Annotated in this window: 12 protein-coding genes; all 12 read left to right on the top strand. The window is 72.1% G+C overall.

What is annotated here, in order from left to right; translation table 11 throughout:
* Positions 1–948 (top strand): ATP-binding cassette domain-containing protein (locus VF542_RS02310; protein WP_408650092.1); only part of this gene is annotated, 948 nt, incomplete at its 5' end.
* 246 nt (positions 949–1,194) lie between these two features.
* Entirely contained in the window at positions 1,195–1,635 is a 441-nt protein-coding gene (rplM, locus tag VF542_RS02305; protein WP_408650091.1) for a 50S ribosomal protein L13, read from the top strand.
* A gap of 5 nt (positions 1,636–1,640) precedes the next feature.
* Positions 1,641–2,054, top strand: coding sequence for a 30S ribosomal protein S9 (gene rpsI, locus VF542_RS02300; RefSeq protein ID WP_408650093.1), 414 nt, complete (start codon positions 1,641–1,643; stop codon positions 2,052–2,054).
* Positions 2,055–2,067: 13 nt separating this feature from the next.
* On the top strand, positions 2,068–3,414 hold the full coding sequence (glmM, locus tag VF542_RS02295; RefSeq protein ID WP_408650090.1) for a phosphoglucosamine mutase: 1,347 nt from the start codon (positions 2,068–2,070) through the stop codon (positions 3,412–3,414).
* A gap of 99 nt (positions 3,415–3,513) precedes the next feature.
* Positions 3,514–4,287 (top strand): hypothetical protein, encoded by a 774-nt coding sequence (locus tag VF542_RS02290; RefSeq protein WP_408650089.1) that lies wholly within the window; start codon positions 3,514–3,516, stop codon positions 4,285–4,287.
* Positions 4,288–4,323: 36 nt separating this feature from the next.
* Positions 4,324–6,189 (top strand): glutamine--fructose-6-phosphate transaminase (isomerizing), encoded by a 1,866-nt coding sequence (gene glmS / locus VF542_RS02285; protein WP_408650088.1) that lies wholly within the window; start codon positions 4,324–4,326, stop codon positions 6,187–6,189.
* 10 nt (positions 6,190–6,199) lie between these two features.
* Positions 6,200–7,312 carry an NAD(P)/FAD-dependent oxidoreductase gene (locus VF542_RS02280; protein WP_408650087.1) on the top strand — a complete coding sequence of 371 codons (1,113 nt, stop codon included), beginning with the start codon at positions 6,200–6,202 and terminating at the stop codon, positions 7,310–7,312.
* The gene (locus VF542_RS02275) at positions 7,309–7,677 is read left to right on the top strand and encodes a holo-ACP synthase (RefSeq protein ID WP_408650086.1); all 369 of its coding nucleotides are present in this window, start codon (positions 7,309–7,311) and stop codon (positions 7,675–7,677) included. Before VF542_RS02280 ends, VF542_RS02275 begins: the two co-directional genes overlap by 4 nt.
* Positions 7,678–7,680: 3 nt before the next feature.
* Positions 7,681–9,126, top strand: coding sequence for an NAD(P)H-hydrate dehydratase (locus tag VF542_RS02270; protein ID WP_408650085.1), 1,446 nt, complete (start codon positions 7,681–7,683; stop codon positions 9,124–9,126).
* A 12-nt stretch (positions 9,127–9,138) separates the two neighbouring features.
* Positions 9,139–10,260, top strand: coding sequence for an alanine racemase (gene alr, locus VF542_RS02265; protein ID WP_408650084.1), 1,122 nt, complete (start codon positions 9,139–9,141; stop codon positions 10,258–10,260).
* Positions 10,260–11,435, top strand: a complete 1,176-nt coding sequence (locus VF542_RS02260) for an alpha/beta fold hydrolase (protein ID WP_408650083.1) — start codon at positions 10,260–10,262, stop codon at positions 11,433–11,435. Before alr ends, VF542_RS02260 begins: the two co-directional genes overlap by 1 nt.
* The gene (tsaE, locus tag VF542_RS02255) at positions 11,435–11,923 is read left to right on the top strand and encodes a tRNA (adenosine(37)-N6)-threonylcarbamoyltransferase complex ATPase subunit type 1 TsaE (RefSeq protein WP_408650082.1); all 489 of its coding nucleotides are present in this window, start codon (positions 11,435–11,437) and stop codon (positions 11,921–11,923) included. The genes VF542_RS02260 and tsaE overlap by 1 nt, the downstream gene beginning before the upstream one ends.
* Positions 11,924–12,065 lie beyond the last annotated feature (142 nt).

Here is a 12,065-nt window from a genome sequence, read left to right as displayed (position 1 = left end):
GTCGCCGACCGGGTGGTGACCGTCGAGGGCGGCACCGCGTGGGTGCACGGCGGCGGCTGGGGCGGCTACGCCGACGCCCGGGCGGCCCGGCACGACCGGATGGCCGAGGTGCGCCGCCGCTGGGAGGAGGAGCACGAGCGGCTGGTCGAGCTCGTCCGCACGCTGCAGCAGCAGGCCGCCAACTCACCCGACATGGCCTCGCGCTACCGGGCGATGCAGACCCGGCTGGCCCGGTTCGAGGCCGACGGCCCGCCGCCGGACAAGCCGGAGGAGCAGAACGTCACCATGCGGCTGCGCGGTGGCCGCACCGGGGTGCGGGCGGTGACCTGCGAACAGCTCGAACTGACCGGGCTGATGAAGCCGTTCGACATCGAGATCTTCTACGGCGAGCGGCTGGCGGTGCTGGGTTCCAACGGCGCCGGCAAGTCGCACTTCCTGCGGCTGCTCGGCGGCGAGCCGGTCCGCCACCAGGGCTCCTGGCGCCTGGGCGCCCGGGTGGTGCCCGGGCTGTTCGCCCAGACCCACACCCATCCGGAGTGGTTCGACCGCACCCTGGTCGACCTGCTCTGGCACGGCGAGCCGGGCAGGCCCGGGGTGGACCGCGGGCGGGCGATGGCGGCGCTGCGCCGCTACGAGCTGAACGGCCAGGGCGACCAGAGCTTCGGGACCCTGTCCGGTGGCCAGCAGGCCAGGTTCCAGATCCTGCTCCTGGAGCTGTCCGGAGCGACCCTGCTGCTGCTCGACGAGCCGACCGACAACCTCGACGTGCTCTCGGCCGAGGCGCTGGAGGACGCGCTGGAGACCTTCGAGGGGACGGTGATCGCGGTGACCCACGACCGGTGGTTCGCCCGCCGCTTCGACCGGTACCTGATCTTCGGCGCGGACGGCGTGGTGGCCGAGTCCAGCCGACCGATCTTCGACGCCGGGCGGGTGGCCCGGCCACGCTGATGCAGTCGAGCAGGGAGGGTGGGCCGGCTCTACCCGGGTCCGTGAGGACGAGGGCCTGACCCGACCCCGTCGATTTGGATGCTCGTCAGTAACGACGGTATCGTGCTCGGTTGGCACGCGTTCGCCCAGCGGCGCGTGTGGACGGCCATGTTCCGGGGTCGACCGCCGGGATTCCCCGGTGGGACCGCGGGAGCGACGACCAGCCACCGGCTGCTCATCGTGAAGACCGACGAGAGAGAGTGCGCCTTGCCTACCTACACCCCCAAGCCCGGAGACGTGGTCCGGTCCTGGCATGTCATCGATGCCAGCGACATCGTCCTGGGCCGGCTGGCCAGCCAGGCGGCCCGGCTGCTGCGCGGCAAGCACAAGCCGCAGTTCGCCCAGCATGTCGACACCGGTGACTTCGTCATCATCGTCAACGCCGAGAAGGTCGCAGTCGCGCCGCAGAAGCTCGGCGAGTACCGCTACCGGCACTCGGGTTACCCGGGCGGGCTGTCCAAGCGCACCGTCGGCGAACTGCTCGAATCCAAGCCCGAGCGCCTGGTCGAACTGGCGGTCAAGGGCATGCTGCCCAAGAACACCCTCGGGCGCGCGCAGCTGAAGAAGCTCAAGGTCTACAGCGGACCGAGCCACCCGCACGCCGCGCAGCTGCCGAAGGAATTCACGATCACGCAGATCGCGCAGTAGCGCGGATCAGGCAAATAGGAGAATTCGCGTTGACTACCCCAGTTCCCGTCGTAGGCCGCCGCAAAGAGGCGGTCGTCCGGGTCCGGCTCGTGCCGGGCACCGGCGTCTTCAAGCTCAACGGTCGCACCATGGACGACTACTTCCCCAACAAGGTGCACCAGCAGCTCATCCGTGAGCCGCTGGTGACCCTGGAGCGGGACGGCCAGTACGACATCACCGCAACCCTGGTCGGCGGCGGCATCACCGGCCAGGCCGGCGCGCTGCGGCTGGCCATCTCGCGGGCTCTGATCAGCCTGGAGCCCGACGACCGCCCGACGCTGAAGAAGGCCGGTTTCCTGACCCGGGACGCCCGGATCAAGGAGCGAAAGAAGTACGGCCTGAAGAAGGCCCGCAAGGCTCCGCAGTACTCCAAGCGTTAACCGCGCACCGTTCGTGGCCAAGTATTTCGGCACGGACGGGGTTCGCGGTCGCGCGAATGCCGATCTGACTCCCGAGCTGGCGCTGGCCGTGGCCAGCGCCGCGGCTCGGGTGCTGGCCATTCACTCAACGCACGACGGTGCTGCGCGGCCCGTGGCCGTGGTCGGCCGGGACCCCCGGGTGTCCAGCGAGATGCTGGAGGCCGCGGTGGTCGCGGGCCTGACCTCGGCTGGTGCCGACGTGCGGCTCGCCGGGGTGCTGCCGACGCCGGCGGTTGCCTACCTCACCGCGCTGTACTCCGCCGACCTCGGGGTGGTGCTGTCGGCCAGCCACAATCCGATGCCCGACAACGGGGTCAAGCTGTTCGCCCGGGGTGGCCACAAGCTGCCCGATGACATCGAGGCCGAGATCGAGGCCGAGATCGAGGCCGGCTGGCGCGCGCCGCGCCCGACCGGAGCGGCGATCGGCCGGGTCACGGTGGCCGAGGACGGGGCGGCCCAGTACGTGGAGCACCTGCTGGCCTCGGCACCCACCTCACTGGCCGGCATCAAGGTCGTGGTGGACTGCGCCAACGGGGCGGCGTCCTCGGTCGCGGGCGAGCTGTTCAGCCGGGCCGGCGCCGAGACGATCGTGGTGGCCGGCCAGCCGAACGGCGAGAACATCAACGACGGCGTCGGCTCGACCCACATCGACTCGCTCAGCCAGATCGTGCTGCGGTACCGGGCCGACCTCGGGATCGCCCTGGACGGTGACGCCGACCGCTGCCTGGCCGTGGACGCCGCCGGCACCGTGGTGGACGGCGACCAGATCCTGGCCATCTGCGCCCGCGCGTTGAAGGACCGCTCGCTGCTGGCCCAGGACACCGTGGTCGCCACCGTGATGAGCAACCTGGGCTTCCACCACGCGATGCGCGATGCCGGCATCAAGGTGCTCACCACGGCGGTCGGGGACCGCTACGTGCTGGAGAGCCTGACCAGCAACGGCCTGAGCCTCGGCGGCGAGCAGTCCGGCCATGTGATCTTCACCGACGCGGCGACCACCGGCGACGGCCTGCTGACCGCGCTGCGGCTGATGTCGTGCATGGCTACCTCCGGCCGGCCGCTGGCCGAGCTTGCCGCGATCGTGCAGCGGCTGCCGCAGGTGATGATCAACGTCAAGGTCGCTGACCGGGAGACGGTCGCCGCCTCGCCCGACGTCCGGGCCGCGGTGTCGGCCGCCGAGGCCGAGCTGGGCGAGGACGGCCGGATCCTGCTGCGGCCCTCGGGCACCGAGCAGCTGGTCCGCGTTATGGTGGAAGCCGCCAGCCAGGAACGCGCCGAGCAGATCGCGCGCCGGGTGTCCGAGGTCGTAAGCGCCGTCTAGCCGCAAACCGGTCGAGCGTGCAACCGTCCGCTGTTAGCTGCGTTACCTCCCTCGCCCCCGGTGGAACGCACCTCGCGTGCACTCGCGTTGGACCCAGAGATGACTGATTCGACTACCGATACCAAGTCCAAGACCGAGCCGGAGCGGGTGTCGCTGTCGTTCACCCAACTGCTGGCCAGCGTGCTCGCCGCGGTGAGCGCCTCGATCGCAGCCTCGGTGTTCGGGGTGGCGGGCACCCTGATCGGCGCGGCGCTGGGTAGCGCCATCAGCGTCGTCGGTGGCGTTCTGTACGCCCGATCCCTGGAACGCTCCCGGCAGGCCGTCCGGCTCACCGTGGCGGTGGCGACGGCCAGGCGGCTCGGCGGACGCCCCCCAGCCGACCCCGACGACACCGACGATGCCCCGGACGAGAACCCCGACGAGAACCCGCCGGATCAGGCCGGCCGGCGGCGCGACCGGATCCGGGTGGCGCTCACCCCGCGACGCCTCGCCCTGGCCGCCGGCGGGCTGTTCGTGCTGACGATGAGCCTGATCACCGGGTACGAGCTGCTGACCGGGCAACCCGTCGCGGCCAGCGTCGAGGGCCAGCACGGCTCGGGCGTCAGCGTGCTGGGCGGCAACAAGAAGTCCAGCAGCAGCCCGGCCCCGGTCAGCTCGGCCCCCTCGGGAGCATCGAGCAGCGCCCCGAGCACCGCCGGCTCGGTTCCCTCCGGCACCGGCGTGCCCACGCCCACCGTGACGGTGACGCTCACCCCCTCGGCGACGCCGTCGGCGACGGGGTCGGCCACCCAGCCCGCTGCCCCGCCGTCCGCCAGCAGCCCGACCACCGCGCCGTCGGCCCCGGGCGGCACTGGGACACCTGGCGGCGGTTGACCGGTTGCCCTTCACAATTCCCGTACGCTCTAGGCCATGTGCGGCATCGTTGGCTACGTAGGTCCCAGGTCTGCCCTCGAGGTGGTGATGCAGGGCCTGCGCAGGCTGGAGTACCGCGGCTACGACTCCTCCGGCGTGGCGGTGATCAGTGAGGCCGGCGAGCTGCGGACCGCCAAGAAGGCCGGCCGGATCGAGAACCTCGACGCCGAGCTGGAGCGCGAGGCCGGCCGGACCGGCGGCTCGCTGACCGGTCACACCGGGATCGGGCACACCCGCTGGGCCACCCACGGGGCACCGAACGACCTGAACGCCCACCCCCACGTCGACACCGGCCACCGGATCGCGGTGGTGCACAACGGCATCATCGAGAACTTCAGCGAGCTGCGCTCGGGACTGGAATCCGCCGGGATCGAGCTGGTGTCCGAGACCGACTCCGAGACCGTCGCGCACCTGGTCGCCGCGGAGCTCGCCGCCGGCGCACCGGATCTCACCGAGGCCACCCGGCGGGTGTGCCGCGTGCTGCAGGGTGCCTTCACCCTGGTGCTGCTGGACCGCGACCACCCCGAGACGGTGGTCGGCGCCCGGCGCAACTCACCGCTGGTGCTGGGCCTGGGTGACGGTGAGAACTTCCTCGGCTCGGACGTCGCGGCGTTCATCAGCTACACCAAGGAGGCCGTCGAACTGGGCCAGGACCAGCTGGTGGAGATCTCCGGCGAGGGCTACCGGATCATCGACTTCGACGGCACCGCGGTCCAGGGCAAGCCGTTCACCATCAACTGGGACCTGGCCGCCGCCGAGAAGGGCGGCTACGACTACTTCATGCTCAAGGAGATCCAGGAGCAGCCGACCGCGGTCGCCGACACCCTGCGGGCGCACTACCGGGACGGCCGGATCGCCCTGGACGAGCAGCGGCTGGACGGCTCGGTGCTGCGCGAGATCGACAAGGTGTTCGTGGTGGCCTGCGGCTCGGCCTATCACGCCGGCCTGCTGGCCAAGCACGCCATCGAGCACTGGACCCGGATCCCGGTCGAGGTCGAGATGGCCTCGGAGTTCCGCTACCGGGACCCGGTGCTGGACCAGCAGACCCTGGTGGTGGCGATCAGCCAGTCCGGCGAGACCGCCGACACCCTGGAGGCGGTCCGGCATGCCAAGGACCAGCGGGCCACGGTGCTGGCCATCTGCAACACCAACGGCGCCCAGATCCCGCGCGAGGCCGACGCGGTGCTCTACACCCATGCCGGTCCCGAGATCGGGGTGGCGGCGACCAAGACCTTCAGTGCCCAGGTGGTCGCGGTGCTGATCCTGGGGCTGGCGCTGGCCGAAGCCCGCGGCACCAAGTTCGGCGACGAGATCGCGGCCGAGTACGCGGCCCTGCAGGCGATGCCGGCGCTGATCACCGAGACGCTGTCGGTGATCGAACCGGTCCGGGTGCTGGCCCGCCAGATCGCCGACTCCCGGGCGGTGCTGTTCCTGGGCCGGCATGTCGGCTACCCGGTGGCCCTGGAGGGCGCGCTGAAGCTCAAGGAACTCGCCTACATGCACGCGGAGGGCTTCCCGGCCGGTGAGCTCAAGCACGGCCCGATCGCCCTGATCGAACCCGACCTGCCGGTGGTGGTGGTGATGCCGTCCCCGGTGGCCCGGCCGCTGCTGCACCAGAAGATGCTGTCCAACATCGCCGAGATCTCCGCCCGGGGCGCCCGGACCATCGTGATCGCCGAGCAGGGTGACCTGCTGGCCGCCAAGCACGCCACCCACCTGGTGGAGCTGCCGGTGGCCCCGACCCTGCTGTCACCGCTGCTGACCACCATCCCGCTGCAGGTACTAGCAGCCGAGATTGCCCAAAGTCGCGGATTTGACGTCGACAAGCCCCGTAATCTCGCCAAGTCGGTCACAGTCGAATAAGTTCGCACCTGTGAGCCCAGCTGAGCAGACCTCTGTCGACGTCCTCATCGTCGGAGCAGGCCCTGTCGGCCTGTTCGGCGCCTACTACGCGGGAGTGCGGGGTTTGTCCACCGCGGTGATGGACTCGCTGCCGGAACCGGGCGGCCAGATCACCGCGATGTACCCGGAGAAGGCGATCTTCGACGTGGCCGGCTTCCCGGCCATCCGGGGCCGGGAACTGGTGGCCAACCTGGTCGCCCAGGCCGCGCCGTTCAGCCCCGTCTACCTGCTCGGCGAGCAGGCTGTCGGCCTGGAGCGCGGCGAGGACTTCGTCATCACCACCTCCTCGGGACGGCGGGTACGGGCCCGCGCGATCATCATCACCGGCGGGATCGGCACCTTCACGCCCCGGCCGCTGCCCACCGGCGAGGAGATGCTCGGCCGCGGCGTGGTGCACTTCGTGCCCGATCCGCAGGAGTACCAGGGCCTGGACGTGGTGATCGTCGGTGGCGGTGACTCGGCGGTGGACTGGGCGCTGTTGCTGGAGCCGATCGCCAAGTCGGTGGCACTGGTGCACCGGCGGGCCGCCTTCCGCGCCCACCCGCACTCGGTCGAGGTGATGCGGGAGACCTCCGTCCAGATCTTCACCGACGCCCAGGTCGCCGCGGTGCTCGGTGACCCGGTGAGCGAGGTCCAGGTCAGCGTTGACGGCAAGGTCACCTCGCTGCCCTGTAACCGGCTGGTCGCGGCACTCGGGTTCATCGCCAACCTCGGACCGCTGCTGGAGTGGGGCCTGGACATCCAGCAGAAGCGGCACATCGTGGTCGACACCACGATGGCCTCGTCGGTGCCGGGGGTGTACGCCTCCGGCGACATCTGCGAGTACCCCGGCAAGGTGCGCCTGATCGCCACCGGCTTCGGTGAGGTGGCCACCGCGGTCAACAACGCCGTCAAGTACCTGGACCCGGCTGCCTCGGTGTTTCCCGGACACCTGTCCGACTACGCCCCGCCGGGGGCGCTCGGTGCTCCGGGTACCCCGACCACGGTGGCCGGCTCGCCGGGCGCACCTGCAGCAGTGGCCGGCTCGCCGGGCGCCCCAGCAGTGGCCGGCTCGGCCGGCACGTCAACAGCAGTGCCCGGGTGATCATCGGAGTAGGTATCGACGTGGTGCCCGTCGCCCGCTTCGAAGTTGCCAGCGCGCGGACCAGCCAGCTGGTCGAGCGGCTCTTCACCCGCACCGAGCGGTTCACCGCGCACGGCGTGCAACGCACGGCCGAGTCGCTGGCCGCTCGCTTCGCGGCGAAGGAGGCGGCCGCCAAGGCGATGGGCTCGCCCGGCGGCATGTCCTGGCACGACGCCCAGGTGGTCGTCGACGACAGCGGGCGGCCCAGCCTGGTCGTCGAGGGCACCGTGGCCGCCAAGGCCGCCGAACTCGGCATCCGCACCTGGCACCTGTCGCTGTCCCACGACGGCGGGGTGGCCTCGGCGATCGTCATCGCGGAGGGCTGAGCGGTGCAGGGCGTCTGGCCGGTCGAGGAGATCCGGGCGGCCGAGCGGCGGGTGCTGGCCGGCCTGCCCGAGGGGACGCTGATGGCCCGGGCGGCCCGGGCGGTCACCGTCGAGGCGGTCCGGATGCTCGGCTCCGGTTACGGCGCCCGGGTGGTGCTGCTGGTCGGCCCGGGGGACAACGGCGGCGATGCGCTGTACGCCGGTGCCGAACTGAGCCGGCGTGGCGTGGCGGTGGCCGCGGTGCTGGCCGACCCGGCCAAGGTGCATCCCGGTGGCCTCGCCGCCCTGCGTGCCGCCGGCGGCCGCCAGGTCCCGCTGGCCGGCGCCGGGCCCGCGGACCTGATCATCGACGGGCTGCTGGGAATCGGCGCCCGCGGGCCGGTGCGCGAGGCGATGCTCCCGCTGGTGCGCTGGAGCCTGGATTCGGAGACCTTGGGCGTTCCGGTGCTTTCGGTCGACATCCCGTCCGGCGTCGACCCGGACACCGGCGCCGTCGCCGGGCCGGCGGTCCGGGCAACCACCACCGTCTGCATGGGCGCGCTGAAGACCGGCCTGCTGGTGGGCCAGGGCCGGCTGCACACCGGCTCGCTGCGGCTGGTCGACCTGGGCCTCGGCCCGCAGCTGCCCGAGCCGCAGCTGGGCCGGCTGGAACGCAACGACCTGCGCCTGCCGGTGCCGGGCCCGCAGGACGACAAGTACACCCGGGGCGTGGTCGGGGTGGCGGCGGGCTCGCAGGCCTATCCCGGCGCGGCCCAGCTGTGTGTCGGCTCGGCCCGCCTCGGCGGCGTGGGGGCGGTCCGCTACGCCGGGCACGCGGCGGCCGAGGTGGTCCGGCGCTGGCCGGAGGTGATCGTCTCCGACACCGTCGCCAAGGCCGGCCGGGTGCAGGCCTGGGTGCTCGGGCCCGGGCTGGGCGACAGTGCCGAGGCCGTGGAGTCCGTGCGGCAGGTGCTGACCAGCGACGCCGCGGCGGTGGTCGACGCCGACGGGCTGACCCTGCTGGTCGAGCGCCGGGAGCTGCTGGACGGCCGGTCGGGCGCCACCGTGCTGACCCCGCACGACCGCGAGTTCGAGCGGCTGTTCGGCGAGGTCGGCACCGACCGGGTGGGGGCCGCCCGGCGGGCTGCCCGCGACACCGGCGCCACGGTGCTGCTGAAAGGGTTCGCCACCGTCGTCGCCGAGCCCTCCGGGCGCTGCTACCTCAACCCGGTCGGCGCCCCGGCACTGGCCACCGCCGGCAGCGGGGACGTGCTGGCCGGGCTGATCGGATCGTTGCTGGCCACCGGCCTGGCGCCCGGGCTGGCGGCGGCCACCGGTGCCTACCTGCATGCGGCCGCCGGGGTGCGAGCGGCGGCGGCCGGTCCGGTGGTGGCCGGTGACCTGGTCACCGCGCTGGGAGAGGAGATCGGCTCGCTGGCGTCATCGGCGCTCGACCGGCACCCGGTTTGACAGACTGGGGCCATGCGTACCGAGGCCGTCGTCGACCTGGCTGCCATTGCCGCCAACGTCGCCACCCTGAAGTCCAACACGGCCGCCGAGCTGATGGCCGTCGTCAAGGCCGACGGCTACGGCCACGGCATGCTCGCCTCGGCCCGGGCGGCGCTGGCCGGCGGTGCGAGCTGGCTCGGGGTGGCGATGCTGGAGGAGGCGCTGGCCTTGCGGGCGGCCGGCATCACCGAGCCGGTGCTGGCCTGGTTGTGGACGCCGCGGGAGACTGAGGCGCTGCGCGACGCGCTGGCCGCGGGAGTCGACATCTCGGTGTCCTCCCAGGCCGCCCTGGACCTGGTGGTCACCACCGCCGCGGAGCTCGGCAGCCCCGCCCGGGTGCATCTCAAGATCGACACCGGCCTGTCGCGCAACGGCGTCACCGCCGCCGACTGGCCGCACCTGCTGGACGCCACCGCCAAGGCCGCCGCCTCCGGCGTGATCGAGACCACCGGCATCTGGAGCCACTTCGTCTACGCCGACTCACCCGGGCATCCGACCATCGCCCGCCAGATCGAGCGCTTCGGCGCCGCCCTCGACACCGCCCGCGGCTACGGCGTCGTCCCCGAACTGCGCCACCTCGCCAACTCGGCCGGCACGGTGACGCTGCCGCAGTGCCACTTCGACCTGGTCCGGCCCGGGGTGGCCGTCTACGGGCTGTCGCCGGTGCCTGAGAAGGGCGACTTCGGGCTCGTCCCGGCGATGACCCTGCGCACCACGATCGCCAACGTCAAGCGGGTCCAAGCCGGCGAGGGAGTCAGCTACGGCCACCAGTACGTCACCGATCGCCAGACCACGCTGGCGCTGGTCCCGCTGGGCTATGCCGACGGGGTGCCACGGGCCGCGACCAACACCGGCCCGGTCTCGATCCGCGGCAACCGCTACACCATCAGCGGTCGGGTCTGCATGGACCAGTTCGTCGTCGACATCGGCGACGACGAAGCTGTCGCGGGTGACGAGGTGGTGCTGTTCGGCCCTGGCAGCGACGGCGAGCCGACCGCGCAGGACTGGGCGGACGTGCTGGACACCATCCACTACGAGGTGGTGACCCGGATCGGCTCCCGGGTTCCGCGCAGCTACGTCGGCGGGGCCGCCTGATGCGGGTCGGCAAGGTCCCGGCGCTCCTCGGCGGCGGCGTCGGGGTGCTGACCGCGGTGGCGGCGACCGCGGTGGCCCGGCAACGCCGGTCGGCGGCTCGCGAGCGCAGCCGGATCGAGGTCGGCTCGGCCGCGCTGTTCACCGCCCCCGCGGTCAGTGACCGGGGACGGGTGCTCACCGACGACGGCATCGAGCTGCACTATGAAGTCGTCGGAGGGGAAGTCGTCGGAGGGGAAGTCGTCGGAGCCGGGCACGCCGTCGGAGCCGGGGACGCCGGCCTGAGCGTCGTCTTCGTGCACGGCTACACCCTGAACCTGGGCTCGTTCCACTTCCAGCGGCTCGCGCTGGCCAAGGCGTTCGGGGACTCGGTCCGGCAGGTGTTCTACGACCAGCGCTCGCACGGCCGGTCGGCCCGCGCGCCGTCGGAGTCCTGCACGATCGAGCAGTTGGGGCACGACCTGTACAGCGTGATCGACCAGCTCGCCCCCACCGGACCGATCGTCCTGGTGGGGCATTCGATGGGCGGCATGACGGTGATGGCGCTGGCCGACCGGCACCCGGAGCTGTTCAGGGCCCCGGCCGGGACCGGTACGGCCCGGGTCGCGTCCGTGGTGCTGGTCAACACCTCGTCCGGCGAGCTGAAGAACCTGACGCTCGGACTGCCCAGCGCGCTGGCCCGGCTGCACGCGCCGGTGCTGCCGATCGTGCTGCGCCGCGCAGCCAAGAACGCGGCGCTGGTGGAGCAGGCCCGGGCGATGGGCCGTGACCTGGCGTGGGTGATGACCAAGCGGCTGAGCTTCGCGTCCAAGGACGTGGACCCCGCGGTGGTGGCGTACTGCACCACGATGATCTCCGCCACCCCGGTCGACGTGGTGGCCGATTTCTATCCGACCCTGATGGCCCACGACGGCCGGCTGGGCCTGCGCAACCTCAAGGGCTGCCCGGTGCTGGTGATCGGCGCCGATTCGGACGCCATGACGCCGCTGGAGCACTCGAAGGCGATCGTCCGGGCACTGCCCGAGGCCAGGCTGATCGTCGCCCCGAATTCTGGCCACCTGCTGATGCTGGAGCATCCGGAGCTGGTCAACGAGCCGTTGATCGGCGTCGTCGAGGCCGCGCTCGCCGGCCGGCCGGGGTCCGAGGTCGCGGGGCCGGACCAGCCGGTCAGTGCCTGATGACGTCATCGCCCGCGGTGTCGTTGCCGACCCCGGCCGACACCCAGGCCTTCGGCCGCCGGCTGGCACAGCTGCTGCGCCCGGGTGACCTGCTGGTGCTGACCGGCCCGCTGGGTGCCGGCAAGACCGCGCTGGCCCAGGGCATCGGCGCCGGGTTGGGGGTGCCCGGCCGGGTGGTGTCACCGACGTTCGTGATCGCCCGGGTGCACCGCGGCGGCCGGATCCCGCTGGTGCACGTCGACGCCTACCGGCTGAACTCCCTCGCCGAGGTGGACGACCTGGACCTCGATGTGGACCTCGCCGACTCGGTGACGGTGGTGGAGTGGGGCGCCGGCCTGGTCGAGCAGCTCGCCGAGGCCCGGCTGCTCGTCGAGATCACCCGGCTGCCCGATTCGGAGGAGCGCGAGCTGCGGCTGGTGGCAACGGGCGGGGACTGGGCAGCCCGGCTCGAGGCGCTGCGGATCAGCGTGCTGGAGGACCGGCGCTAGATGTACCCGGTCATGACGTTGGTGTCGCTCGGATGATCTTGACGTAGGGAGAGCCCCCGGTTGGGGTGTGGCTTGTCTAGGACCTACGCCAGCCGGAGGCTCTCGTGCCACACGCTAATGCCCGCACCACGTTCCATGCCCG

Origin of the sequence: Jatrophihabitans sp., assembly GCF_036389215.1 — a bacterium.
Lineage (GTDB): Bacteria > Actinomycetota > Actinomycetes > Mycobacteriales > Jatrophihabitantaceae > Jatrophihabitans_A.
This window is presented reverse-complemented; position numbering and strand designations above follow the sequence as displayed.